Below are 24,018 nucleotides of genomic sequence, written 5' to 3'. Positions count from 1 at the left end.
ACCACCGACGAACCACCAACCGGCCACGGTTCAGCCGATGTTGTCCACCGCCGACTTCGCCTTCGCCAACGTCGAATGCGCCGTCGAGTCGTTCTTCTCCATCGTCGTCTTCAGCAGCTGAATGATGTTCCGGACCTCCTGCGAGGCCTGGTTCCAGCGGTGCTCCTTGCCGTGGTACTCATCCGCCACACCATCAGCGGTGAAGTCCGCCATCGCCTTCTTCACCTGCTTGTCCCGCCCGGAGATCACCGCCTCCAACTGGGCGATCACCCCTGCGAGATTCCCCTGCACGTCCGCCGACGCCGTCGTGTCGTACGAACGACGATCCGCACCCGCACCCGCCATCACACACCACTCCCCGAAAACAACCTGAACGACCTGAACGACCTGAACGAACCGAACTCTCAGCGGCCCGAGAACCGCGCCGCGTCGAAATTGGCCGACCCCATGTGCTGCCGGGCGTTGTCACGCTGCTCGTCGTCACCCGTACTGAACGCGCTGTCCATTCCGGACTGGCCACCCAGAATCGCCGCCAACGACGAGTTCAGCTCCTTCGTGATCCCGTCCGCCCGCGCCTTGAACTGATCGAAAGCCGCGCGGCCCCCACCGTTGAACTTCCCCTCCAACGGCTCAGCCGCCTGCACCAACTGCCGGATCAGCGTCCCCAGATCCTGACTCGATCCGCGCGAGTCACGCATCAACGTCGACAGCGCCTGCGCACCCATGTCGAACTTCATGTCGGCTCCCCCCGTACAGGCTCATGCGGCGTGCGCCGCTCGTGTCACATACGGATTCATCAGTATCAACTTCCGAATCGTCCGGGCAACCTGGGGCCTGCACCATCACAAAGTCAGCAAACTTTCCTCACCGAAACCGAAGCTCGGGGAAGGAACCGCGTCGGCCGCCGGTGACGCGTCAGCGCCCCGCCTGGGCCGTCGGGCCCTCCCGGCAGACCAGCAGCAGGGCTCGGTCGTCGTTGACGTCCTTTGCGACTGCCTCGATCAGGTGCCAGGCGGCGCCGTGGAAGCCGCCGGCGACATAGCGGTCGGCCTCGCCGGTGAGGCGGTCGATGCCCTCGACGATGTCCCGGTCGGAGGTCTCCACCAGACCGTCTGTGAACAGCATCAACACGTCCCCCGGCCGCAGCGATCCCTTCACAGGGTCGAACTGCGCGCCGTCGTACACACCCAACAGCGGGCCCTCGGCCGCCTTCTCCTCCCAGCGTCCGCTGCCCGCGCTGAGCTGGAGGCCCGGCGGGTGGCCGGCGGAGAAGAGTTCGTAGTCACCGGAGTCGAGGTCCAGGACGAGGTGGATCGAGGTCGCGAAGCCCTCGTCCCAGTCCTGGCGGAGGAGGTAGCCGTTGGCGGCGGGCAGGAAGGCGTGTGGCGGCAGGGAGCCCAGTAGGCCGCCGAAGGCGCCCGACAGCAGCAGGGCGCGGGAGCCCGCGTCCATGCCCTTGCCGGAGACGTCGGTGAGGACGACCTCCATCGTCCGGCCGCCGTTCGTGCGGGCCGCGACGACGAAGTCGCCGGAGAACGACTGCCCGCCCGCCGGCCGCAGCGCCATCTCCCGGTGCCAGCCCTGCGGGAGTTGGGGCAGCTTGCTCTGTACGCGAATCCGCTCGCGCAGGTCGAAGAGCATGGTGCCGCCGCGCCGCCAGGGCACGCCCACCCGGCTGCGGAACTGGGCGATCAGCAGCCCGAAGAAGCCGCACGCGGCCACCACGAGCACCACGCCCGGAGTCACCCGTGCCGGGCCCTCGGTGTACGGGCCGAGCTTCACCGACTCGACGATCAGACCCGTGGCCGCCGCCGCGTACAGGCCGAGCAGGCTCGCGGGCCGCAGCAGCAGGCCGCCCGCGACGATCGGCAGGACCAGCGCGGCCGGTGAGAACCACACCGCGTTGGCCAGCGTCATCGCCACGATCACCGGGATCGTGATCAGCAGCCCGGCCAGCGCGACCCAGTCCGAGCCGTCCCCGCGGAAGTAGTCGACGGCACTTCTGCGCAGGCCGGTGCGGACCCGGTGAACCAGCTTCCTCAACCGGGCCATGAACGTGTCGGCCTCCGCGCGCCGCTCTCGTCCTGCTGCCATTAGTTCGGGACCCTATCCATCCGACCAGCCGCTTGGCACGGGAGGTCCCACTTGTCCCCCCTGCGAGGTTCAACTTCACAGTGAACTTCACCAGAGGCCGCTGTGCGGGCGCCGAGCGGAAATTCCCTGGCTCGTCCCGCAATGCCCTGATAGGCATGGCTCATGGGGACAGATACGAGAAATACGCGGGCCGGGCGGACCGAGCTGCGGGTGCTGCGCCGGGACGAGTGGAACACCTGGTACGACAGCCTCGTCACCGCCTTCGGTGGCGCCCCGGAGTCACCCGAGGAGCGTGAGCTGTGGGAACAGCTCACCGAGTTCGACCGCTCCCTCGGCGTCTGGGACGGGGACGCGTGCGTGGGGACGGCGGGCGCGTTCAGTTTCCGCCTCACCGTGCCCGGCGGCGCCTCCGTCCCCGCAGCGGGCATCACGATGGTCGGCGTGGCCGCCACGCACCGGCGGCGGGGCATCCTGACGTCGATGATGCGGCGGCAGTTGGACGACGTACGGTCCTGGGGCGAGCCGCTGGCCGTACTGACGGCCTCCGAGCCGGTGATCTACGGCCGGTTCGGCTACGGCATCGCGACGATGACGACGACCGCCGAGATCGACACCGACCGCGTGCGGCTCTCGGTGCCGCCGGGCACGGACGACGTACGGCTGCGCTTCGCCGACCCCGCGGCCGTGCGCGACGAGTGCGAGGCGGTGTACGCGCGGCAGGTGGCCGGGCGGCCGGGGATGCTGGCGCGGCGGCCCGGCTGGGAGGATCTGCCGCTGCTGGACCCGGCGAGCGAGCGGGAGGGCTCGTCGCCGCTGCAGTGCGTGGTCGCGGAGCGGGAAGGTGAAGTCGTCGGCTACACACGGTACTTCATCAAGCCCGAGTGGGATGCCTACGGTCCGAAGGGCGAGGTCCTGCTGCGCGATCTGGAGGCGCTGGACCCGGCGGTGTACGCGGCGTTGTGGCGGTTCCTCTTCGACATCGACCTGACGGGGAGGGTCTCGATGCGCAGCCGTCCCGTCGACGACGCCTGGCAGCATCTCGTCTCCGACATCCGCCGGTGCGCCGTCCGGCAGCGGGACTCGCTGCACGTACGGCTGGTGGACCTGGGGGCCGCGCTGGAGGCGCGCACGTACCAGACGCCGGTGGACGTCGTGTTCGACGTCGAGGACGTCTTCTGCCCCTGGAACAAGGGGCGTTGGCGGCTCACCGGCGACGCGAAGGGCGCGTCCTGCAAGCGGACCGGGGAACCGGCCGATCTCGCCCTGCCCGTACGGGAGTTGGCGGCCGCGTATCTCGGCGGGGCGTCCCTCGCGTCACTCGCGGGCGCCGGGCGGGTGCGGGAGCTGCGGGCCGGGGCGCTGGCGGAGGCCTCGGTGGCGTTCGGGTCGACGGTCGCGCCCTGGCTGCCGCACGGGTTCTAGAACGTCCGGAACAGCCCTACCGCTTCTGGCAGTTGGGACACCAGAAGAGGTTGCGGGCGGCGAGGTCGGCGGTGCGGATCTCGCCGCCACAGATGTGGCAGGGCCGGTTGGCCCGGCGGTAGACGTAGACCTCGCCGCCGTGGTCGTCCACGCGCGGCGGGCGACCCATCGCCTCGGGGGTGTGTTCGAGGCGGACGGTGTCGATGCGGTTGTTGCGGACGCCCTCGCGCATCAGCCCGACGAGGTCGGCCCAGATCGCGTCCCACTCGGCGGGCGTGAGGTCCTTGCCCGCGCGGTACGGGTCGATGCCGTGCCGGAAGAGGACCTCGGCGCGGTAGACGTTGCCGACGCCGGCGATGACCTTCTGGTCCATGAGGAGTGCGGCGATCGTCGTACGGCTGCGGGAGATGCGCCGGTACGCCGCGCTCGGGTCCGTGTCCTTCGCCGGGCGCAGGGGGTCGGGGCCGAGGCGGTCGTGTATCGCCTGCTTCTCGGTGTCCGTGATCAGGGCGCAGGTCGTGGGGCCGCGGAGATCGACGTACGACGCGTCGTTCGCGAGACGTAGGCGGACGGTGTCCGTGGGCAGGGGTGCGGGGGCTCCGCCGAAGTTCACCTTGCCGAACAGGCCCAGGTGGATGTGGATCCACTCCTCGTCACGGAAACCGAGGAAGAGATGCTTGCCGTGGGCTTCTGTGCGGGTGAGTTCCGTCCCGTTCAATAGCGCGGCGGCGTTGCTGAACTTGCCCTGGGGGCTGGTGACTTGTACAGCTCGGTTGGCGAAGTGACTGCCGTAGTCCAGCGCGAGTCGGTGGATCGTGTGCCCCTCTGGCACCTGACGAACTTCCTTTCCCACCCGCCCACCCGTCTCGGTCACTTGACGGGTGGGCCTTGAAAAGCGTGCCTACTGCTTCGGGTGGTGCGCCGGGATCGGGGGCAGCTCCCCCGTCGTCTCGTACTCCGTCAGCATGTCGATCCGACGGATGTGCCGCGGGTCCTCGGAGAACGGCGTCGCCAGGAACGTCTCGACGAACTTCGTCGCCTCGTCCTCCGTGTGCATCCGCGCGCCGACCGCGACGACGTTCGCGTTGTTGTGCTGCCGCCCGAGCGACGCGGTCTCCTCGCTCCAGGCGAGGGCCGCACGCACGCCCTTGACCTTGTTCGCCGCGATCTGCTCGCCGTTGCCGGAGCCGCCGATCACGATGCCGAGGGCCTCGGGGTCGGCGGCCGTGCGCTCTGCGGCGCGGAGGCAGAAGGGCGGGTAGTCGTCCTGGGCGTCGAAGATGTGCGGCCCGCAGTCGACGGGCTCATGGCCCGCCTCCTTGAGCCACTCGACGAGGTGGTTCTTGAGTTCGAAGCCCGCATGGTCGGAGCCGAGATACACGCGCATGGGTCGAGTGTGACACGGCTGTTTCCGGGAAGCAGCTCCGGGGCCCGACCACGTTAAATACAGGCAACGCCTCGCAACCTCAAGGAAACCTCAAGTAACGATCTGGATTCAAAGGTTCAGGAATTCCTTTACCTCCGATTCACTGGACCGACTCGTACGCCGCTCGTACGAGCACCCCCACCGGCATCCCAACCGGCGTAAAGGAATTCCCCCCATGACTTCTGGTTCCGGCCTTCAGGCAGGACTCAAGAACCGACATCTCTCGATGATCGCGATCGGCGGCGTCATCGGCGCCGGCCTGTTCGTCGGTTCGAGCTCGGGCATCGCGACCGCCGGCCCCGGCATCCTTCTCTCCTACGCGCTCGTCGGCACGCTCGTGGTGCTGGTGATGCGCATGCTCGGCGAGATGTCGGCCGCGAACCCCACGTCCGGCTCGTTCTCCGCACACGCCGACCGCGCACTCGGCCGCTGGGCCGGCTTCTCGATCGGCTGGCTGTACTGGTTCTTCTGGGTCGTCGTGCTCGCCGTCGAGGCGACCGCCGGCGCGAAGATCCTCGAAGGGTGGATACCGGCCGTACCGCAGTGGGGCTGGGCGCTCATCGTGATGGTGGTGCTGACCGCCACGAACCTCGTATCGGTCGGCTCCTACGGCGAGTTCGAGTTCTGGTTCGCCGGGATCAAGGTCGTGGCGATCGGCGCGTTCATCGTCGTCGGCGCGCTGGCGATCTTCGGCGTGCTGCCCGGCGCCCACACCGACAAGGCGGGCTTCGGCAACCTCACCGAGCACGGCGGCTTCCTGCCGAACGGGCCCGGCGCGATCCTGACCGGTGTCCTGCTGGTCGTCTTCTCCTTCATGGGCAGCGAGATCGCCACGCTGGCCGCCGGTGAGTCCGAGGACCCGCAGCGCGCGGTCACCAAGTCGACCAACAGCATCATCTGGCGCATCGGCGTCTTCTACCTCGGCTCGATCTTCGTCGTCGTCTGCCTGCTCCCCTGGAACGACCCGTCGATCAAGGCGCAGGGCTCCTACGTCGCCGCCCTCGACTCCCTCGGCATCGCGCACGCCGGTCAGATCATGAACTTCATCGTGCTGACCTCGGTGCTGTCCTGCCTCAACTCCGGCCTCTACACGGCCTCCCGCATGGCCTTCTCGCTCGGCGGACGCGGCGACGCACCGAAGGCGTTCGCCAAGACCACCTCCCGCGGTGTGCCGATGGCGGCGATCATCGCCTCCGTCGTCTTCGGGTTCGTCGCCGTGTTCTTCAACTACGCCTTCCCGGACACCGTCTTCCTCTTCCTCGTCAACTCCTCAGGTGCGGTCGCCCTGTTCGTGTGGCTGGTGATCTGTGCGTCGCAGCTGCGCCTGCGGCGAATCATCGAGCGCGAGTCGCCGGAGAAGCTCGTCGTGCGGATGTGGCTGTACCCGTATCTGACCTGGGCGACGATCGCCCTGATCGTGTTCGTCCTCGGCTACATGCTCACCGACACCGAGGGCGAGAGCAGCGGCCGTACGACCGTTCTGCTGTCCCTGATGGTCGCGTTGGCCGTGGTGGCGGTCTCGGTGATCAAGGAGCGGGTGCGGGGCGGACAGGCGGTCACGGCGGCCGAGACGGACACCGACACCGACAAGGTGTCCGTGGGCTAAGGGAGTTCACAGCACTACGAAGCTGTTCTTGACCTTGTCGTAGGTCTTCAGGGCCTGGGTCTCCACGCCCGGCTGGTACCAGGTGTTGATCTGGTACGACTTCCCGTCCTCGTCGAATCCGAGCAGCCGGGCGTGCCAGGGGACGCCCTTGAGTGTGAACGTGTACTCCCAGACCACCGCCGGGTAGCCGCGGAACGTCGTGTTGTCGAGGCGGATCTTCTGGTAGCTCTGCCCCTGGTGGGCGTTGCGCTCCGAGGCCTCCCAGGTCTGCATCAGGTCACCGCGGGCGAGCGAGGACTTGCCCACGAGTTCCTGAGTGCCGTCCGGGGACGTGTAGTGCACCTCGGCCCCCGTCTTCAGATCACGCCGCCAGCCGGTGGGCGTGGCCCAGGCGAACCCGCCCGCCTCCTGATGCGTGCCCGGGGGCAGGCTCGGTGGGCGGGAGGTGCCCTCGACGGTGGGGGACGGGGAGGCGGACGGTTCGGTCGGTGCTGATGAGGTTCCGGACGAGGCAGAGGTGCCGGACGAGGCACCGGTCGACGTGCCGGTCGACGCGTTCGACGGGCTCGATGTCTTCGACGCCGAGCCCGTGACCGTGTCGTCGGACGAGCCGCCGGAGTTCGCGAGGATCGTCCCGACGACCGCGCCTACGACCACCACGGCCGCGGCGGCGATCAGCACGATACGACCGCGATGGATGCGGTGAGTGTGGCGGCTCCGGTCCGGGGTGAACGGCTGGGCAGGGCCCGGGAGTTCACCGCCGCGGAGCAGGCGAGCCGGATGGGGGCCGAGGTCGATGCGCGGCGGGCGGGACGGGACGGGCACGCGCTCTCGCTCGATCAACGCTTCGGCCTGTTCGGCAAGTTCGCGTTGCTCGGCGCGTACGAGGGAGACACCGGCCTTGCGTGGGGCGGTTCGCCGGGAGTTTTCGGACGAGGCCTCGGAGTTCAACTCTGAGCTCAACTCGGAGGCGGCTTCTGCGGCGGAGGCCGGCTCTTCCACGGCGGGGCGCTGCGTCGGTATGGCGTCCTCGACGGGGTGGGGATCGAGGCCCGGGTCGAGGTCGGGGTCCGGGTCGTATATCCGGGGGTCGCGTGCCGCGCGGACGAGCGACGGTTCCAGGAAGGGCGGGGTCGGTGACTCCCGGTGGGCCTCGGCCGGCTCCTGCGCCAACTCCGGTTCTGCCGCCGCCGGTTCCTCACTCTCCTGGCCCGCCGGCGGGAACGCCACCGGAAACAGCACCCCTTCCGCCTCCTCCAGCCCCGGACGGACCGAGGGCTCCTTCTCCAGCAGCGCGGCGAGGATGTCGTGCAACGGGCCCGCTGCGGACGGGAGTTCGGGCTCCTCGTACAGAACGGCGTGCAGGGTCGCCAGTGTTGTGCCGCGGGAGAACGGGGAACGTCCGCCGAGGGCCGCGCAGAGGGTCGCGCCCAGGGACCAGATGTCCGAGGGCGGTCCCTGCGGGCGGCCGGAGATCCGCTCGGGTGCCATGTAGTCGGGCGAGCCGACGAGCGTGCCGACCATGGTGAGCGCCTCGGCGTCCTGGATCGCGGCGATGCCGAAGTCGGTGAGTACGACGCGTTGTCCGCGGGTCTCGATGAGCACGTTGCCGGGCTTGATGTCCCGGTGCAGGACGCCTCTCGCGTGCACCTGACGCAGGGCCGCCACCAGTCCCAGTCCGATGCGGGCCGCCTCCCGTGGGCCGATCGGGCCGTCCTCCTTCATGATCCGGTCCAGCGAGCGGCCGGCGACCAACTCCATGACGATCCACAGGCGTTCGCCCTCGTCCACGACGTCGTAGACGCGCACGACGTTGGGATGGTCGATCCGGGCCGTGGCCCTGGCCTCGCGCAGGGTGCGCTCACGGCGGGTGCGGGTGTCCTCCGCGCCGAGGCCGTCTATGCGTATTTCCTTGACCGCGACCTGCCGGTCGAGCATTTCGTCGGCGGCTCGCCACACCCGCCCCATTCCCCCCTGACCGATACTTTCGACCAACCGATATCGCCCGGTCACCACTAGCCCCGGAGTACCGCCACTCCCCGAATTCCCCATGCTCCCCGGCAATCCGCTGCACCCCCTCAACGATCGCCTCAACCGTTCCCCTACAAAACACAATGGTCACACTTCATGCCGTACCAGCATAGTGCGGAGAAATCTTGTGGTACCTCTTCAAGTACTGCGAATTCAGGCGCAGTCCCAGGGGGACACAGGGGAACGCAAGGGGGACGAACATGAGTTCTCGTCGTGCGACAGCCATCACGGGGTCGCTGCTCACGGCATCTTTCTCGGCGGTGATGATTCTTTCCTTCACTGCCACGGCGGATGACCAGGGACCGGGGAGCAGTAAGGGGGGAAAAGCCGTGGACCCGGCTCCGGCGGGCGTGAAGCTGACCACTCTCCTGCCGGAGAAGATCTCGGTCGACAACAGTTCGAAAAAGACGGCGATCACTGCCACGGTGAAGAACGAGGGGACCAAGGAGAGCGGCGATCTCCATCTCCTGGTCGTCGGTTTCGACGGCCTCAAGGTCACGAATGTGCAGGGCTGTTCGGCGATTTCCGAAAAGGATCTGCCTGCCGGTTCGAACAGTGGGTTCACGTGCTCCGTCGGCGCTCTCGCCGCGGGGAAGTCGAAGTCGTACGCCGTCGATGCGACGTACGACCTGAGCAAGGCCGGGAAGATCTGTCTGCCGGTGATGTCCGCCGACGGCAAGAAGACGTTCTGGCAGCAGGGCCCGGTCCCGTTCGGCACGACGAACCCGTCGCCGAACGCCCCGGCCACCCCGTTGCTGCTCGGCACCGACAACAAGCCGGTGGCCCCGGGTGGCGACACGCTGCCCAAGACCGGCGTCGGTAGTGACGTCCTGCCGCTCGGCGCGGCCGGCGCGGCGCTGATCGCGGCGGGCGCGGCGGGCCTGTACTGGTCTCAACGACGGCCCAGGCAGCGGTCGTTGGAAGGCTAGGGCAAGGGCGAGAAGGCGAGAAGGGCAAGGGAGGGCCGGGTTGCGGGAGCACCCAGCCCTCCCTTTCTACTGCCTTGTCAGCTCTACTGCCTTGTCAGCGCTGCTTGTTGACGAACTTCCAGGCCGTCGGGGTCGCGCCCATCGCCAGGGCTGCCTTCAGGGCGTCGCCGATGAGGAACGGGGTGAGGCCGGCGGCAATCGCGGCGCTCGTCGACAGGTCGAGGCTCAACGCCAGGTACGGGACGCCGATCGCGTAGATGATCGCCTCGCCGAGCAGCATCGTGCCGGCCATGCGGAGGACCGAGCGGTCGGTGCCGCGGCGAGCCAGGGCACCGACGGCGGCGGAGGCGAGCAGCATGCCGATGATGTAGCCGAAGGAGGCGCCCGCCCCGTGGGTGCCGGCGGCGAACCACGGCACGCCGGCGAGGCCGAGCAGCGCGTACAGGGCGAGCGAGAGGAAGCCGCGGCCGGCGCCGAGGGACGTGCCGACGAGCAGCGCGGCGAAGGTCTGGCCGGTGACCGGGACCGAGGAGCCCGGCACGGGCACGGCGAGCTGGGCGGCGAGGCCGGTGAGCGCGGCGCCGCCGAGCACGAGGGCGATGTCCCGGACGCGGGAGGCGGGCAGCAGGTCGGCGAGGACCTGTCCGGGGCGGGCGGTGGCGACGGCGGTACTCAAGGGGACTCCGCAGGTTGACGGGGGTACAGGGGGACTTTGTGACGCTATCCCAGGGTCCTCGGGCCGATCACCGTCAGCGTTCGACAAAGGCTTCGGCGCGCGCTTGGTGGGCTCCGGACAAAGGATGCCCGTTACACGCGCCCGGGCGTGACGCCGGTCACGCGGGCCTCGTGCCGTCTCGCACACCGGCACCCGTGCCGTCTCGCACACCGGTCACCGTCTGGGCAGCCGTGGGCCGTTTTGCTAACTTCGAGCACATGGTTGCCCAGGCCCGGAACTTCGCGTCGCGTCGCTATGTCGACCTGCGACGCCAGGCCGCGGCGACCTGTTACCGCCCCTGAGGCGGGCGGAGCGGATCCGGTGCGCCTCGAATCCGAGACGGCGCACTGTCGGAACCGTTCCCGAGGAAGATCCCCATGCCCCGTAACGCGGCACCACTTCTCACGTCCCGCTCCCCCAACTCCCCCGTGCCCCGCGCCGCCGACAGTGACCGGCGGCGCACCAACGCGAGTGTCATCCTGCGCTCGGTGCTGGAGCACGGCCCGGTGGCCCGCAGCACCATCTCCCGGCTGACCGGGCTGTCCCCGGCGTCGGTGACCGACTACTGCGCCCGCTTCGCCGAACTCGGCCTGATACGGGAGTCCGCCGCACCCCGTCGCTCGAACGGTGTGGGCCGGCCCCATGTGCCCGTCGACCTGGACGCGTCACGGTTCGTTGTGGGCGGGGTCCATGTGGCCGTGCCCTATACGACAGTCGCGCTGCTGGATCTGCGCGGGCGGGTGGTGGCCGAGCGGCGCCTGCGGCACGACACCGCGGGTGACCGCACCGAGCCCGCCCGGGTACTGGCCCGGGCCGCCGACGGTCTGGGCGCGCTGTTCGCCGAGGCCGCCGGAAGCACACCGCTCGGGGTCGGCGTCGCCGCCGGCGGCTGGGTCGACCGGGACTCCGGGACCATCGTCGAACATCCGCTGCTCGGCTGGCGGGACGTGCCGGTACGCGAGATCCTCGGCGCCCGCACCGGACTGCCGGTCCATGTGGACGGCCACGCGCGGGCGTTGGTCAACGGGGAACGGCTCTTCGGGCGGGCCCGCGGCAGCCGCAGTGTCCTGCACCTCTTCGTCGGCAATGTGGTCGACGCGGCCTTCGCCACCAACGACGAGGTGCACCACGGTCCCCGTTCACAGGCCGGTGCGATCGCCCATCTGCCCCTGCGCGGCGGCACGGAACCGTGCGACTGCGGGCGCGTCGGCTGCCTCCAAGTCGAGCTGAGTGAACGGACGTTGTGCCGACGGGCCCGAGAGGCGGGGATCGTCGACGGGATGAACCCGACCCACGTCGTGGCCGCGGCCGAGCGCGGAGACCCCGTCGCCGTACGGCTGTTGACGCAGCGGGCGCGCATGGTGGGGCGGGCGGTCGGGCTGCTGCTCGACATCCTCAACCCGGAGACGGTGGTCGTCACCGAGCTGGGGGTCGTACGGCGGGAGGACTGCCTGCGCGCGCTGCGCGAGGAGGTCGGTGACGCGCGGGCGTCCGCTGTCGTGCCGACGAGTTTCCCGGATTCCGTGCTGGCGGTGGCGGGCGGTTCGGTGATGCTCGATGTGCTGTACCGGGATCCCTTGAGCGTGTGACCGAGCGTGTCACCGGGGCGTATTTAATTCAGAAACTCGGAATGTTGACAGGGGGTGCGCATGACCGGGAACATCCTGGTCATGAGCCTGCAGATGAGTTGTCGCACTTCTTGTTGCTGACCCGTTGACGCGCCCCGAGCGCCGGTCTCATCCTGCCTGCATTTCTTTTTCCGGACTGCTCCGTCTTTCTCCGTCCGTGAATTCCGCGTGCGTTCCCGCGTTCCCGCGTTCCCGCGACTTTTGATCAGGGAGTCCTCCCATGCCCCATTCCCGTGCGCCCGGCGTCGACCGGCGACTCTTCCTCACCTCCGTGCTCGGTGCCGCCGCGGGCATCGCCGGCCTCAGCGGCTGCGCCACCAGCAGTGCCGCGGCCGCCAAGTCGGGGGCCGGTCTGTCCGCCCCGCTCGCCGCGAAGGTGCCGTCCGGCACGAGCCTGAAGATCTCCTCGTACCTGAACACCCAGCAGCTCCAGTTCAAGCTGGCGAAACTGCCCAAGTTGCCGTTCACCGTGTCGAGTTGGGTGAACATCGGAGCCGGTCCCGATGTCATCAACGCGTTCCGCGCCAAGTCCCTGGACCTCGCCAACAACGCCGGCATCCCGCCGATCCAGGCGCACTACCAGGGCTTCGACGCGAAGATCGTCGCGATCGACGTCACCCGCAAGCCCAACTACCTCTTCGCCACCAAGCCCGGCAGTGACATCCGCACGGTCGCGGACTTCAAGGGCAAGAAGCTGGCGTTCTCGCAGGGGCAGGCCCAAGGCGTCGTCCTGCTGCGCGCGTTGAAGGCGGCCGGGCTGAAGTACGACGAGGTGAAACTGGTCCCGCTGACCAGCAACCAGTTCTTCACGGCCCTGCAGTCGGGCCAGGTCGACATCGCCCCGCTCGCCAACAGCCAGGCACCGGCCTACCTCAAGCAGTACGAGGCGAAGGGCGCCCGCGCGATCACCACCGACGTCGTAGACCTGCTCAACTTGCTGTGGGCGCCGTCCGCCGTGCTGGCCGACTCCGCGAAGGCCGCCGCGATCGCCGCGTACATCCCGCAGTGGGCGCAGGGCCAGGTCTGGGCGTACGAGAACCCGGACACCTGGAACGAGGAGTTCTACGTCAAGACGCAGAACCTGACCCTCGCGCAGGCCCAGTCGGTCACCGCTCTCGCCAACAAGCCGTTGTTCCCGCCGAGTTGGGACGAGGCCGTGAAGTGGGAGCAGGAGACCGCCGATCTGCTCGCGGAGGGCGGCTTCGTGAAGGAGTTCAAGGTGGACTCGCTCTTCGACCGGCGCTTCGAGGGGATCGCGGCGAAGGCCGTGGCGGCGGAGTACCGGAAGTGACGGCCATGACGACCTCCACGTCCCGGACGGCCGGGGCCACCACTACAACCACCGTGCCGGTGACCGCCGTTGGGACCGCCCCCCGCGTGCCGCGCCGGCGGCGGCGCGGTCTCGCTCCCGGCAAGCGCCTGCCCGCCTCCCGGATCGTCGGGCCCGCCCTCTTCCTCGCCCTGTGGGCGGTCGCCTCCGCCGCCGGGCAGCTGGACCCGGCCGCGATCCCGGCGCCCTGGACGGTGTTGAGGACCGCCGGCCGACTGTGGACGTCCGGCACGCTGCCCACGGACATGCTGACCTCCCTGGAGCGTGCCGCCTACGGCTTCGCGCTCGGCCTCACCGCCGGTGTCGTCCTCGCGCTGGCCGCCGGGCTGAGCCGGGTCGGCGAGGCGCTGATCGACGGGACCGTGCAGCTCAACCGGGCGATCCCGACCCTGGGTCTGATCCCGCTGTTCATCCTCTGGCTGGGCATCGGCGAGACCTTCAAGATCGCCATCATCGCGATCGTCGTCTACATCCCGATCTACCTCAACCTGCACGCCGCGCTGTCCGGCATCGACCACCGTTACGTCGAACTCGCCGAGGTCCAGGGCCTGTCGAGGCTCCAGTTCGTCCGCCAGATCGTCATCCCCGGCGCCCTGCCCGGCTTCTTCGTGGGCCTGCGCCTCGGGGTGACCGGTTCCTGGCTGAGTCTGGTGGTCCTGGAACAGATCAACGCCACCAGCGGCCTCGGTTACATGATGTTCCAGGCCCAGAACTACGGCCAGTCGGACGTCATCCTGGTCGGCCTGCTGATCTACGGCGTGTTCGGTCTGCTCTCCGACAGCGCGGTCCGTCTCGTCGAACGGAGGGTGCTGTCATGGCGCCGCACACTCAGCAACTGACCACCGCGCCCGCCGTCTCTGCGGTCCCTGCGGTCCAACTCCGGGGGCTTACACGGTCGTTCGACGGGCGTACGGTTCTCGACCACATCGATCTGGATCTGCCGGCCGGGCAGTTCACCGCGCTGCTCGGGCACAGCGGTTCCGGCAAGAGCACGTTGCTGCGGGCCATCGCGGGGCTTGATCACGAGGTCTCCGGGAGCGGTCGACTCACCGCGCCTGAGCGGGTGTCGGTGGTGTTCCAGGACTCCCGGTTGCTGCCCTGGCGGCGGGTTCTCGACAACGTGCTGTTGGGGGCAGAGGGCAAGGAAGCCGCCGTGAAGGGCCGCGAGGCCCTTGCGGAAGTGGGGCTCGCGGGGCGTGAGCGGGCCTGGCCCAACGAGTTGTCCGGGGGTGAGGCGCAGCGGGCCGCGTTGGCTCGTTCGCTTGTCCGTGAGCCTGAACTTCTGCTGGCGGATGAGCCGTTCGGGGCGCTGGATGCGCTGACCCGCATTCGGATGCACGTGTTGTTGCGTGAGTTGTGGGAGCGGCATCGGCCCTCGGTGTTGCTGGTCACGCATGACGTGGATGAGGCGATTGTGCTTGCGGATCGGGTGCTTGTGCTGGAGGAGGGGCGGATCGGGCTTGATCTGGCCATCGATCCTGAGGTGCCGCGTGCGGAGTATCGGGAGCGGTTGTTGGCGGCGCTCGGTGTGACGTCGGATTCGCGGTGAGCGTCCGCTGCGAGGTGAGCGTCCGCTGCTCGTGCCGTCTGCTGGGGGCTGCGCCCCCAGACCCCCATCGGCCCTGAAGGGGCCTCGTCCTCAAACGCCGGACAGGCTGAAAAATGCCGGCCTGCGTTCGGAGGTCGCCCAACGGGCTGGCTATGCGCGGCCTGCGCTGAGAAGTCGCCCAACGGGCTGACTTGCGCGGCCTCCGCTGAGAGGTCGCCCGGCGAGCTGATTTGCCCGGCCTGGCATTGAGATGTCGCCCAACAGACCGATTTGCGCAGCCCGCGTTGAGAAGTCGCCCAACGGCTGATTCACGCACCGGAACTCCCACCCAAAGGACCTGCCATGCCCCGCCAACTCCACCTGAACGCCTTCCTCATGAACACCGGTCACCACGAGGCCTCCTGGCGTCTCCCGGAGAGCAACCCCTACGCCCACGTCGAGTTGGACCACTACATACATCTCGCCCGGATCGCCGAGCGCGGCACCTTCGACTCCCTCTTCCTCGCTGACGGGCCGCAGTTGTGGGGCAACCTCGCCCAACGGCCCGCCGGTGCACTGGAACCGCTCACCCTGCTCACCGCGCTGGCTACCGCCACCGAGCACATCGGACTCATCGCCACCGCGTCCACGTCCTACAACTCCCCCTACAACCTGGCCCGCAAGTTCGCCTCTCTCGACATCATCAGCGGGGGCCGGGCCGGCTGGAACATCGTCACCACCGCCGGTGCCGAGGCCGCCCGTAACTTCGGTCTGGAGCACGAGCCCGCGCACGCCGAACGGTACGCACGGGCCGCCGAGTTCCTCGATGTGGCGTTGAAGCTCTGGGACAGCTGGGAGGACGACGCGATCGTCGCCGACAAGGCGGCCGGTGTGTGGGGCGACGACGCCAAGGTCCACCCGCCGCGTCACCAGGGGACGTACTTCAGTGTCGCGGGTGCCCTCAACGTCCCCCGCGCGCCGCAGGGTTACCCCCTCCTCGTGCAGGCGGGGTCGAGCGAGGACGGCAAGGCGTTCGCGGCGCGGTACGCGGAGGCGGTGTTCACCGCTCAGCAGACCCTCGCCGACGCGCAGGCCTTCTACAAGGACCTCAAGTCCCGTACGGCGGCGGCCGGTCGGGACCCCGAGCACATCAAGGTGCTGCCCGGGATCGTCCCGGTGCTCGGGTCGACGGAGGCCGAGGCGCGGGCGAACGAGCAGATCCTTGAGGACCACATCGTGTACACGCACGGCGTGGACCGTCTGGAGAGCCTGCTGCAACTGACGCCCGGCACCCTGGAGTTGGATGCCCCGCTCCCGGCCGACCTGCCGCCCGAGGACGCCATCGAGGGAGCCAAGAGCCGCTACACGCTCGTCGTCGAACTCGCCCGCCGCGACCGGCTCACCGTACGGCAGCTGATCGGCCGGCTCGGCGGCGGACGTGGGCATCTCACCTTCGCCGGTACGCCGGAGCAGGTCGCCGACGCGATCGGGACGTGGTTCACGCAGGGCGCCGCCGACGGCTTCAACATCATGCCCGCGGTCCTGCCCTCCGGCCTCGACGCCTTCGTCGACCACGTCGTCCCGCTCCTCCGCGCCCGCGGCCTGCTCCGCACGGAGTACGGCCCGCGCACGACCCTCCGGGAGCGCTACGGCCTCCCCCGCCCCGCCAACCAGTACACCCGACCCACCCAACCCGCCCTCGTCTGAAAGGACTTCACCATGTCCATCGAGATCCAGAAGGTCACCGCGAACATCGGCGCCCGCGTGTCGGGCGTGGACATCAACAAGCCGCTCGACGAGGAGCAGACAGCCGCCCTCCGCGAGGCCCTCAACATCCACAAGGCGCTGGTCTTCGACGACGTCCACCTCGACGACGAGGGCCAGGCGGCCTTCGCCCGTCACTTCGGCGACCTGACCACCGCGCACCCCACGGTGCCCGCCGTCGACGGCGCCCCGAACGTGCTGCCGGTCGACAGCGAGCGCGGCCGGGCCAACCACTGGCACACGGACGTGACGTTCGTCCTCAACCCGCCCCAGGCCAGCACCCTGCGCAGCATCACGATCCCGCCGTACGGCGGCGAGACCCTGATAGCCAGTTCGGCGGCGGCCTATCGCGATCTACCGGAACCGCTGCGCGTCCTGGCGGACGCCCTCTGGGCGGAGCACACCAACGACTACGACTACGCCGTACCGGACGAGGAGATCGACACCGAACGGGCCGCGCAGCGCGCCCAGTTCACGTCCATCAAGTTCCGTACGGTCCACCCGGTAGTCCGCGTCCACCCGCTGACCGGCGAACGCGGCCTGTTCATCGGCGGATTCGCGCAGCGGATAGTCGGCCTCTCGACGGGCGAGTCCCGCAAGATCCTGGACCTCCTCCAGTCCTACGTCACCCGCCCCGAGAACATCCTGCGCTGGCGCTGGTCCCCGAACCAGCTCGTCCTGTTCGACAACCGCATCACCCAGCACTACGCCATCGACAACTACGACGACCAGCCGCGCCGCCTCAACCGCGTGACGGTCGCCGGTGACATCCCGGTCGGCATCGAGGGCAAGGAGAGCTACGCGATCGAGGGCGACGCCTCGCACTACACATCCGTAGCGGAGTAAAGGAGTAACGGAGTAACCACGGTCCGTAGCAGCTCGGTCCGCATGCTGGTCAACCTCCCTGACGGACCAGGGAGGTTGGCAGACTGTCCGGGTTTTTGCCCGCTCTCATGTACTGGACGATTCGCGACCATGCCCAGCACCCCCACGGCGGACATCTCCCTCTCCCCCGGTCTCAAGCAGCGCCACCTGTCGATGATCGCCCTCGGCGGGGTGATCGGCGCGGGTCTGTTCGTCGGTTCCGGCGCGGGGATCGCCGCAGCCGGCCCGTCGATAGTCATCGCCTACTCCCTCTCCGGCGTCCTCGTGATGCTGGTGATGCGGATGCTCGGCGAGATGTCGGCCGCGTACCCGTCGTCAGGCTCCTTCTCCGCCCACGCCGAGCGGGCGATCGGCCCCTGGGCGGGCTTCACGGCGGGCTGGTCCTACTGGATCCTGCTCTGCACGGGCGTGGGCCTGGAAGGCATCGGCGCCGCGAGGATCGTGACGGGCTGGCTGCCCGGGACGACCGAGTGGGCGTGGGTGGCGCTGTTCATGGTCGTGTTCTGTGCGACGAACCTCGTCGCCGTGAAGAACTTCGGCGAGTTCGAGTTCTGGTTCGCGACCCTGAAGGTCGGCGCGATCACCCTGTTCCTGGTCCTCGGCGTGCTGGCCGTCGCGGGCGTCCTGCCCGGCACGGACTCCCCCGGGACCTCGAACCTCACCGACTTCCTCCCGCACGGCAGCGAGGGCCTGGTCGTCGGCCTGCTCGCCTCGATCTTCGCGTACGGCGGCCTGGAGACGGTCACGATCGCGGCGGCCGAGTCGGAGAACCCGGTGCGGGGCGTGGCGAGCGCGGTCCGCACGGCGATGTGGCGCATCGCGCTCTTCTACATCGGCTCGATGGCGGTCATCGTCACCCTGGTCCCCTGGGACTCGAAGGAGGTCGTGGAGAAGGGCCCGTACGTGGCCACCCTCGACCACCTCGGCATCCCCGGCGCGGGCCAACTGATGAACGTGGTGGTGCTGGTGGCGTTGCTGAGCGCGATGAACGCCAACATCTACGGCTCCTCGCGCATCGTGTACTCGCTCGTGGAGCGCGGCCAGGGCCCCAGGGCGCTGGGCCGGGTGTCGTCCGGGGTTCCGCGCACCGCCGTCCTCGTGTCGTGCGTCGTCGGCTTCGTCTGCGTGGTCCTCAGCTACTGGCGCCCGGACGACGTCTTCGCCTGGCTCCTGAACATGATCGGCGCGGCGATCCTGGTCGTCTGGATCCTCATCGCGGCCTCGCAGTTGCGCCTGCGCCGCGAACTGGAGCGGGAGACGCCGGAGAAACTGGTCGTCCGCATGTGGGCGTTCCCGGCGCTGACCTGGGTCGCACTGGCGGGCATGGCAGCGGTCTTCGTCCTCATGGCCAGGGAGCCGGGGACACGGGTGCAGTTGTATGCGACGGGGGCGATGACGCTGGCGCTGGCGGGGGTGGGGTACGCGTGGCAGCGACGCCGCGCCACGCACTGACCGTCCTCACTCGGTCCTTAACTCTCCTTCCCGCACGGCACGTTGAGCGACAGCAGGGCGACCGCCCCTTCCTGCACCCGGAGTTCACTGACCGCCGCGTTCCGCAGCCGCGGGAACACCCGCCGGTATTCACCGAGCGGAATCGACAGCATCCGGCAGAGCACCAGCCGGAGCAGGGTGTTGTGCGCGACGACCAGGACGCGTTGGCCGGGGTGGGCGGCCGCGATGCGGTGCAGGGCGGCAGCGCCGCGTGTTGCGGCTGCCGTCGGGTCCTCGGCCCCGGGGAACGCGTGAGCCACCGGATCGGCGCGGAATGCCTCCGCCGCCCCGGGGTCCTCCGCCTCGAACTCCGCGAGCGTGCGGCCCTCCACCACCCCGAAGTCGCATTCGCGCAGGGCGGGTTCGGTGTGCGGGGTGAGGTTGAGGGCGCGGGCGGCGGGGGCCGCCGTGAGGACCGCTCGGGACAGCGGGGAGGTCCAGATCGCGTCAACCGGATGCGCCGCCGCCCAGTGGCCGAGGGCTTCCGCTTGCGCGACGCCCGTGTCCGTCATGGCCACGTCGCTGATGCCGGCGTAGCGGTTCTCGGCGTGCCAGACGGTCTGGCCGTGGCGGGCGAGGAGGAGTGTGGTGCTCATGAGTCGATCGTGTCCTGGTTCAGACGGGCGCGGGTGTGGGTCGCGAGCGGGGTCGGCAGCCAGCCTCGGCTCTCCAGTTCGTCCACCAGGCGAGCGTACGGCTCGGTGAAGCGGGCCGTGTGGGACGCGCGGGGTTCCAGAACCGTGCGGATACGGACCATGCGGTCGGCCGCGGCGACGAGCGAGGCCGCCGACCCGGTTCCGTAGGCCGCCAACACCGCCATCCCCAGGGCCGGTTCGATCTGTTCCGGCACTCGGGCCGGGCGGCCGAGGATGTCGGCGCGGAGCTGGTTCCAGTACGCGCTGCGCGCCGCGCCGCCCGTGAAGGTGAGGGGGCCGTCTATCGGGGCGCCGAGGTGGTGCAGGTAGTCGAGGCACAGCCGCTCGGTGAACGCCACGCCCTGGAGCACCGCCGCCCAGCTGTCCGCCTCGGAGACGGGGGTGCCGAGGACGAAGGCGGTGGCGTCCGGGGCGAGGAAGGGAAAGCGTTCGCCGGGTGAGGCGAGGGGGTACGTCAGGACGCCCGACGGCTCGTACCCGGCCGCCCGGCTGTCCATCGCCGCCGGATCCGCTACGACCGGCAGCGCACCCGCCCCCACGCTCGACGCCCCGCCCGGCAGCCAACTCCCGTCCGGTGCACGGTGGTTGTAGACCACCCCGGCGTCGTCCCGGACGGGCCTCGCCGACGCCCCCTTGAGGACCAGCGTGGTGCCAAGCACCGAGTTCCAGGCGCCGAAGCGCAGCGCCCCGGACGCGATCTGGGCCGCACAGCCGTCCGTCATCCCCGCGATGACCGGGGTACCGGCGGGGATGCCGGTCGCTTCGGCGGCGCCCCGGCAGACCTCACCCAGCCGGGTGCCGGGGCGGACCACCTCCGGCAACACCTCGCCCAAGTGGGCCAGTTGGGGCGGCCACGCCTCGCGCTCAGCGTCGTAGCCCGTCTTGAGGGCGTGGCTGGAGTCGGTCGGGACCGTCCCGCCCGTCAACTTCGCGGTGATCACATCGGGTTGGTGGGTCACTCGTCCGGGGCCGAACTCCTCCAGCAGCCACAACGCCTTCGGCAGCGCCCAGCTCGTCTGCATTCCGACCCGTGCCGCCTCCGCCACCGCGCGCCCGTCGTCGTACATCAACCCCGGTGTGCGCGGGCGCCCTTGGTCGTCCGTCAGCAGGACGGTCCCGGAGGTGCCGCACACCGCGAGCCCGCCGATCGCCTGTGCCCGCGACGACCCGCGCCCCATCAGCGCGGCTCGGGACGCCGAGCACACCGCCTCCCACCACTCCCCCGGGTCCTGTTCGTGCCGTACGCCGTCCCGGTGGTTGGTCAGCGGGGTGGTGCCGCTGCCGAGGACCGTGCCGTCGGCGGTGACCAGCAGCGCGCGGACGCTCTGCGTGCCCAGGTCGATCCCCAGCCACGCTTCGGCCTCGCCCTCGAACATCATCCGGACCTCCCACAGGGGTTACGTATTCGGCGTTCCCCGTTCATCGTGGCGGAGAGGGAGGGAGCCCCACGATGACCGAGACCCTGCGTGTCGTCGCCGCCGGTGACCATTTCGTACTGCCTTCGCTGATCACAGCAGCCATAGCCGAGGAACTGCGCGAACACCCCTTCACGGTAAGGGAGTTGAAGCTCGGCTGGCCTCTGGAGCCCTTCGGGGCCGTCGGTGAGGTGGAGGAAGCCAGCGATGCCGAAGACGAGTTGATCGACGCCCTGCGGAGCAATGGCGGCACTGGTGACGCCCAGGTGCTGGTCACCCAGATGGGGCCAGTCACGGAGCGCGTGCTGGAGGCCTGCCCTGATCTGCAGCTGGTCGTCGTGTGCCGGGGCGGACCCGTCAACGTCAACCTGGACGCGGCGAAGACCCACGACGTACGGGTGTGCTTCGCGCCCGGCCGCAATGCCGCCGCGACCGCCGAGTTCACCGTCGGGATGATGCTGGCGGCCTTGCGCCGCATCCCGCAGGCCCATGAACTCCTTGCGGGGCAGGGGAGTTGGGAGGCCGGGGCCGCCTACTACACGTACGAGCGCAGTGGCTTGGAGCTGGAGGATCTGCCGGTCGGGCTCGTCGGGTACGGCGCGGTCGGCAGCCGGGTGGCGCGGGTGCTGTGTGCGTTCGGGGCGCGGGTGATGGTGTACGACCCTTATGTGCACGGTGAGATCCACGGACTGCGCGTCGCGACGCTCGACGAACTCCTCCATCGTTCCCAAGTCATCACCCTGCACGCCCGGTTGACCCCCGAGACGCGTGGTCTCATCGGCGCCCGTGAGCTGGCGCTGCTGCGGCCCGGTGCGGTGGTGGTGAACGTGGCGCGGGGTCCGTTGCTGGACGAGGACGCGTTGTGCGACGCGTTGGAGAGCGGGCAGGTGTCGGCGGCGGCTCTGGACACGTATGCGCGGGAGCCGTTGCCCGCCGGGGCACGGCTGTTCGGCTTCGCCGACCGGGTGGTCCTCACCCCGCATCTCGGGGGTGCCTCCCGGTCCGTGGCCGAGAAGGCGGCACGCATAGCGGCGGCGGAGGTGGGTCGCTGGGCACGCCGGGAGCCTCTCGCACACCAACTCGGTTGAGGGCCCACCAACCTCCCACTGTCCCCACGCGCCGGCCGAGAGGGAGCCGTAGGGGCGCGCCGGTGTCGAGAGACCCAGCGCGCGGAGGCCCGAAGGGTCGAGCACGGTGGGGCTCTCGACACCGGCTTAAAGCGCCCCGAAGGCGACCGAACCAAAGGAGGTGCGCGCGCGTGGGTGCCTGATCAACACGGGCCCGCTTCCGCCGCGTTTCATACCCCGTTAACACCCACCCAAAAAAGACCCCCCAGGAGGCCCCCCACATGTACATCGGAATCGACGTAGGCACATCCACCGTAAAAGCCGCCGCCTTCGACGCCACCGGTCGCCAACTCGCCGTAGCCGCACGCCCGGTGGGGCTGTCGATGCACGGTGGGTTCGTCGAGCAGGACATGGACGAGGTCTACGGTGCGGTCGTCGCCGTACTGGACGAACTCACCGCGGAGGTCGACGGGCCGTTCGAGCTGGCCGGGCTCACCGGGCAGGGTGACGGGGTGTGGCTGGTGGACTCCGAGGGGCGGCCGGTGCGGGCGGCGGCGTCCTGGATGGACGGGCGGGCGCATGAACTGCTCGACCAGTGGCTGGCGGACGGGACGTTCGAGACGGTGTTCCGGCGGACGGGGAGCGCGATGTTCCCGGGGTGTCCGGGGCCGCTGCTGGCCTGGCTCGCGGCGCACGAGCCGAAGTCGCTGGACGCGGCGGCGACCGCCCTGTACTGCAAGGACATGGTCTTCCAGCGGCTGACGGGGGCGCGGGCGACCACTGATGTGTCGGACGCGTCGATGCCGTTCCTGGACCCTCGGACGCGGTCGTACGACAACGGTGTCGTGGAGCTTCTCGGCCTGACCCGGCGACGGCGGCTGCTGGCCCCGGTCAGCGACCCGGTCGCGACGGCCGAGACGCGCGGGGAGGGGTTGCCGGCGGGGACGCGGATCGCGAACGGGCCGTACGACCTGCCCGCCTGCGCGCTCGGTGCGGGGGTGACGGAACCGGGCGACGGGCTGCTCATCGTCGGGACCTGTCTCGCCAGTCTCGTCGCGACCACGGAGCTGGACCTGAGTGGTGAACCGGCCGGGCTGTACATCTCCCTCGACCGGCCGGGCCACTGGTTGCGTGCCATGCCGGCGATGGTCGGTACGGCGGCCCTGGACTGGGTGCTGTCGACGACGGGCGTCCGGCACGAGGAGGTGGACGCGTTACTCGCGGCGACCCCGCCCGGCGCGAACGGGGTCCGGGTGCTGCCGTACTTCGCGCCGTCGGGCGAGCGCGCGCCCTTCGTCGAGCCCCGTCTGCGCGCCGAACTGACCGGTGTCTCCCTGGAGTCGACGCCTGCCGACCTGATCCGCGCGACCTGCGAGGGCATCGGTTACGCGGCCCGGCACTGTCTGGAGGCGGCGGGTCTGACGGGTTCGCTGGCGGTGTGCGGTGGGGGTACGCGCAGTCCGGCCTGGATGCGGTTGCTCTCCGAGGTGCTGGGCCGGCCGTTGCGGGTCGTCGAGGGAGAGGTGGGGGCGCGGGGCGCCGTGCTCGCGGCGGCGGAGCGGTACGGGGTCGCGCTGGACGCGGGGGCCTGGACGCGGCCGACGGAGGTGGTCGAGCCGGACGCGGGGCGGGTCGCGTACTACGTCAAGGGGTACGAGGATCATCTGGCGCGTCTGGCGGTGGCGCGGGGACGGGAGCGGCAGCCCTGATTCCGGGTCACGGGTCCGTTTCCCGGCTGCGCCCTTGCCCTACGGGCGCTTACGCTCGCAGGGCCAGGGCGCTCGGTCGTCGAGGCTCGGCTTGTGTGGAGGTTGGCCATGGTGCACAAGTGGTGCCCCGGTTGCCGCGGGCCGCTGCGGGAGTTCCGTGAGCTCGACGACAAGGAGAAACGGTACGTCCGGGGGCAGAAGAAGGACTTCGCCCCCGAGGCGTACATACGCTGTGCCGTCCCCGGCTGCAGGCGCTTCCAGCGGCATCTCAACTGGCAGGACGGCGGGTTCTTCCCCAAGCCGGACGAGTGAGGCCTACAGG

Annotated in this window: 22 protein-coding genes; 13 read left to right on the top strand and 9 right to left on the bottom strand. The window is 69.7% G+C overall.

Going from position 1 to position 24,018, the window contains the following annotated elements:
• Positions 1–30 precede the first annotated feature (30 nt).
• The 3 genes from AB0I69_RS21330 to AB0I69_RS21320 form a co-directional block, all read right to left on the bottom strand.
• Positions 31–345: a pore-forming ESAT-6 family protein gene (locus AB0I69_RS21330; RefSeq protein WP_363097206.1), complete on the bottom strand. Its 315-nt coding sequence runs from the start codon at positions 343–345 to the stop codon at positions 31–33.
• Positions 346–404: 59 nt separating this feature from the next.
• The gene (locus AB0I69_RS21325; RefSeq protein WP_363097205.1) at positions 405–737 is read right to left on the bottom strand and encodes a hypothetical protein; all 333 of its coding nucleotides are present in this window, start codon (positions 735–737) and stop codon (positions 405–407) included.
• A 178-nt stretch (positions 738–915) separates the two neighbouring features.
• On the bottom strand, positions 916–2,094 hold the full coding sequence (locus AB0I69_RS21320; protein WP_363097204.1) for a PP2C family protein-serine/threonine phosphatase: 1,179 nt from the start codon (positions 2,092–2,094) through the stop codon (positions 916–918).
• 162 nt (positions 2,095–2,256) lie between these two features.
• Between AB0I69_RS21320 and AB0I69_RS21315 the strand changes: the two genes are divergently transcribed.
• On the top strand, positions 2,257–3,516 hold the full coding sequence (locus AB0I69_RS21315; RefSeq protein WP_363097203.1) for a GNAT family N-acetyltransferase: 1,260 nt from the start codon (positions 2,257–2,259) through the stop codon (positions 3,514–3,516).
• A gap of 16 nt (positions 3,517–3,532) precedes the next feature.
• Here AB0I69_RS21315 and AB0I69_RS21310 read toward each other — a convergent pair whose 3' ends face one another.
• Together AB0I69_RS21310 and AB0I69_RS21305 are read right to left on the bottom strand one after the other, a co-directional pair.
• Positions 3,533–4,348, bottom strand: a complete 816-nt coding sequence (locus AB0I69_RS21310; RefSeq protein WP_363097202.1) for a DNA-formamidopyrimidine glycosylase family protein — start codon at positions 4,346–4,348, stop codon at positions 3,533–3,535.
• Between the two features lie 69 nt (positions 4,349–4,417).
• Positions 4,418–4,903, bottom strand: a complete 486-nt coding sequence (locus AB0I69_RS21305) for a ribose-5-phosphate isomerase (protein ID WP_363097201.1) — start codon at positions 4,901–4,903, stop codon at positions 4,418–4,420.
• 214 nt (positions 4,904–5,117) lie between these two features.
• Here AB0I69_RS21305 and AB0I69_RS21300 point away from each other — a divergent pair, with 214 nt between their 5' ends.
• Positions 5,118–6,548 carry an amino acid permease gene (locus AB0I69_RS21300; RefSeq protein ID WP_363097200.1) on the top strand — a complete coding sequence of 477 codons (1,431 nt, stop codon included), beginning with the start codon at positions 5,118–5,120 and terminating at the stop codon, positions 6,546–6,548.
• A 6-nt stretch (positions 6,549–6,554) separates the two neighbouring features.
• Here the strand turns inward: AB0I69_RS21300 and AB0I69_RS21295 are convergent, their stop codons facing one another.
• Positions 6,555–8,600 (bottom strand): serine/threonine-protein kinase, encoded by a 2,046-nt coding sequence (locus AB0I69_RS21295; RefSeq protein WP_363097199.1) that lies wholly within the window; start codon positions 8,598–8,600, stop codon positions 6,555–6,557.
• A gap of 179 nt (positions 8,601–8,779) precedes the next feature.
• Here AB0I69_RS21295 and AB0I69_RS21290 point away from each other — a divergent pair, with 179 nt between their 5' ends.
• A complete protein-coding gene (locus AB0I69_RS21290) occupies positions 8,780–9,508 on the top strand; it encodes an LPXTG cell wall anchor domain-containing protein (protein WP_363097198.1) in 729 nt (242 codons plus the stop codon).
• A gap of 94 nt (positions 9,509–9,602) precedes the next feature.
• Here the strand turns inward: AB0I69_RS21290 and AB0I69_RS21285 are convergent, their stop codons facing one another.
• Positions 9,603–10,184, bottom strand: coding sequence for a biotin transporter BioY (locus AB0I69_RS21285; protein WP_363097197.1), 582 nt, complete (start codon positions 10,182–10,184; stop codon positions 9,603–9,605).
• Positions 10,185–10,600: 416 nt separating this feature from the next.
• On the opposite strand from AB0I69_RS21285, the gene AB0I69_RS21280 reads away from it, so the two are divergent.
• The 7 genes from AB0I69_RS21280 to AB0I69_RS21250 all read left to right on the top strand — a co-directional run bounded on the left by AB0I69_RS21280 (position 10,601) and on the right by AB0I69_RS21250 (position 18,810).
• A complete protein-coding gene (locus AB0I69_RS21280; RefSeq protein WP_363097196.1) occupies positions 10,601–11,812 on the top strand; it encodes an ROK family protein in 1,212 nt (403 codons plus the stop codon).
• 259 nt (positions 11,813–12,071) lie between these two features.
• Positions 12,072–13,142 (top strand): ABC transporter substrate-binding protein, encoded by a 1,071-nt coding sequence (locus tag AB0I69_RS21275; RefSeq protein ID WP_363097195.1) that lies wholly within the window; start codon positions 12,072–12,074, stop codon positions 13,140–13,142.
• A 5-nt stretch (positions 13,143–13,147) separates the two neighbouring features.
• Entirely contained in the window at positions 13,148–14,020 is an 873-nt protein-coding gene (locus tag AB0I69_RS21270) for an ABC transporter permease (RefSeq protein WP_363097194.1), read from the top strand.
• Positions 13,996–14,730 (top strand): ABC transporter ATP-binding protein, encoded by a 735-nt coding sequence (locus AB0I69_RS21265; protein WP_363097193.1) that lies wholly within the window; start codon positions 13,996–13,998, stop codon positions 14,728–14,730. The genes AB0I69_RS21270 and AB0I69_RS21265 overlap by 25 nt, the downstream gene beginning before the upstream one ends.
• A gap of 342 nt (positions 14,731–15,072) precedes the next feature.
• Positions 15,073–16,416, top strand: coding sequence for an LLM class flavin-dependent oxidoreductase (locus AB0I69_RS21260; RefSeq protein ID WP_363097192.1), 1,344 nt, complete (start codon positions 15,073–15,075; stop codon positions 16,414–16,416).
• A gap of 12 nt (positions 16,417–16,428) precedes the next feature.
• A complete protein-coding gene (locus AB0I69_RS21255; RefSeq protein WP_363097191.1) occupies positions 16,429–17,319 on the top strand; it encodes a TauD/TfdA family dioxygenase in 891 nt (296 codons plus the stop codon).
• Positions 17,320–17,448: 129 nt separating this feature from the next.
• The gene (locus AB0I69_RS21250) at positions 17,449–18,810 is read left to right on the top strand and encodes an amino acid permease (RefSeq protein ID WP_363097190.1); all 1,362 of its coding nucleotides are present in this window, start codon (positions 17,449–17,451) and stop codon (positions 18,808–18,810) included.
• A 17-nt stretch (positions 18,811–18,827) separates the two neighbouring features.
• On the opposite strand, the gene AB0I69_RS21245 is transcribed toward AB0I69_RS21250, so the two are convergent.
• Entirely contained in the window at positions 18,828–19,445 is a 618-nt protein-coding gene (locus AB0I69_RS21245; RefSeq protein WP_363097189.1) for a histidine phosphatase family protein, read from the bottom strand.
• The gene (locus AB0I69_RS21240) at positions 19,442–20,884 is read right to left on the bottom strand and encodes an FGGY-family carbohydrate kinase (RefSeq protein WP_363097188.1); all 1,443 of its coding nucleotides are present in this window, start codon (positions 20,882–20,884) and stop codon (positions 19,442–19,444) included. The genes AB0I69_RS21245 and AB0I69_RS21240 overlap by 4 nt, the downstream gene beginning before the upstream one ends.
• 71 nt (positions 20,885–20,955) lie before the next feature.
• Here AB0I69_RS21240 and AB0I69_RS21235 point away from each other — a divergent pair, with 71 nt between their 5' ends.
• The 3 genes from AB0I69_RS21235 (at position 20,956) to AB0I69_RS21225 (ending at position 24,008) form a co-directional block, all read left to right on the top strand.
• On the top strand, positions 20,956–22,008 hold the full coding sequence (locus AB0I69_RS21235; protein ID WP_363097187.1) for a 2-hydroxyacid dehydrogenase: 1,053 nt from the start codon (positions 20,956–20,958) through the stop codon (positions 22,006–22,008).
• Between the two features lie 260 nt (positions 22,009–22,268).
• A complete protein-coding gene (locus AB0I69_RS21230) occupies positions 22,269–23,696 on the top strand; it encodes an FGGY-family carbohydrate kinase (protein WP_363097186.1) in 1,428 nt (475 codons plus the stop codon).
• 108 nt (positions 23,697–23,804) lie between these two features.
• Positions 23,805–24,008, top strand: coding sequence for a hypothetical protein (locus AB0I69_RS21225; RefSeq protein ID WP_363097185.1), 204 nt, complete (start codon positions 23,805–23,807; stop codon positions 24,006–24,008).
• Positions 24,009–24,018 lie beyond the last annotated feature (10 nt).

The organism is Streptomyces sp. NPDC050508 (assembly GCF_040655155.1).
GTDB lineage: Bacteria > Actinomycetota > Actinomycetes > Streptomycetales > Streptomycetaceae > Streptomyces.
The sequence above is the reverse complement of the archived record's forward strand: the minus strand, read 5'-3'. Positions and strand labels throughout refer to the sequence as shown.

Excerpts from the sequence above, each read along its gene's own strand:
- AB0I69_RS21330 (WP_363097206.1), bottom strand. The coding sequence starts at position 345 with ATGGCGGGTGCGGGTGCGGATCGTCGTTCGTACGACACGACGGCGTCG.
- AB0I69_RS21325 (WP_363097205.1), bottom strand. The coding sequence starts at position 737 with ATGAAGTTCGACATGGGTGCGCAGGCGCTGTCGACGTTGATGCGTGAC.
- AB0I69_RS21320 (WP_363097204.1), bottom strand. The coding sequence starts at position 2,094 with ATGGCAGCAGGACGAGAGCGGCGCGCGGAGGCCGACACGTTCATGGCC.
- AB0I69_RS21315 (WP_363097203.1), top strand. The coding sequence starts at position 2,257 with ATGGGGACAGATACGAGAAATACGCGGGCCGGGCGGACCGAGCTGCGG.
- AB0I69_RS21305 (WP_363097201.1), bottom strand. The coding sequence starts at position 4,903 with ATGCGCGTGTATCTCGGCTCCGACCATGCGGGCTTCGAACTCAAGAAC.
- AB0I69_RS21300 (WP_363097200.1), top strand. The coding sequence starts at position 5,118 with ATGACTTCTGGTTCCGGCCTTCAGGCAGGACTCAAGAACCGACATCTC.
- AB0I69_RS21295 (WP_363097199.1), bottom strand. The coding sequence starts at position 8,600 with ATGGGGAATTCGGGGAGTGGCGGTACTCCGGGGCTAGTGGTGACCGGG.
- AB0I69_RS21290 (WP_363097198.1), top strand. The coding sequence starts at position 8,780 with ATGAGTTCTCGTCGTGCGACAGCCATCACGGGGTCGCTGCTCACGGCA.
- AB0I69_RS21280 (WP_363097196.1), top strand. The coding sequence starts at position 10,601 with ATGCCCCGTAACGCGGCACCACTTCTCACGTCCCGCTCCCCCAACTCC.
- AB0I69_RS21275 (WP_363097195.1), top strand. The coding sequence starts at position 12,072 with ATGCCCCATTCCCGTGCGCCCGGCGTCGACCGGCGACTCTTCCTCACC.
- AB0I69_RS21270 (WP_363097194.1), top strand. The coding sequence starts at position 13,148 with ATGACGACCTCCACGTCCCGGACGGCCGGGGCCACCACTACAACCACC.
- AB0I69_RS21265 (WP_363097193.1), top strand. The coding sequence starts at position 13,996 with ATGGCGCCGCACACTCAGCAACTGACCACCGCGCCCGCCGTCTCTGCG.
- AB0I69_RS21260 (WP_363097192.1), top strand. The coding sequence starts at position 15,073 with ATGCCCCGCCAACTCCACCTGAACGCCTTCCTCATGAACACCGGTCAC.
- AB0I69_RS21255 (WP_363097191.1), top strand. The coding sequence starts at position 16,429 with ATGTCCATCGAGATCCAGAAGGTCACCGCGAACATCGGCGCCCGCGTG.
- AB0I69_RS21250 (WP_363097190.1), top strand. The coding sequence starts at position 17,449 with ATGCCCAGCACCCCCACGGCGGACATCTCCCTCTCCCCCGGTCTCAAG.
- AB0I69_RS21245 (WP_363097189.1), bottom strand. The coding sequence starts at position 19,445 with ATGAGCACCACACTCCTCCTCGCCCGCCACGGCCAGACCGTCTGGCAC.
- AB0I69_RS21240 (WP_363097188.1), bottom strand. The coding sequence starts at position 20,884 with ATGATGTTCGAGGGCGAGGCCGAAGCGTGGCTGGGGATCGACCTGGGC.
- AB0I69_RS21235 (WP_363097187.1), top strand. The coding sequence starts at position 20,956 with ATGACCGAGACCCTGCGTGTCGTCGCCGCCGGTGACCATTTCGTACTG.
- AB0I69_RS21230 (WP_363097186.1), top strand. The coding sequence starts at position 22,269 with ATGTACATCGGAATCGACGTAGGCACATCCACCGTAAAAGCCGCCGCC.
- AB0I69_RS21225 (WP_363097185.1), top strand. The coding sequence starts at position 23,805 with ATGGTGCACAAGTGGTGCCCCGGTTGCCGCGGGCCGCTGCGGGAGTTC.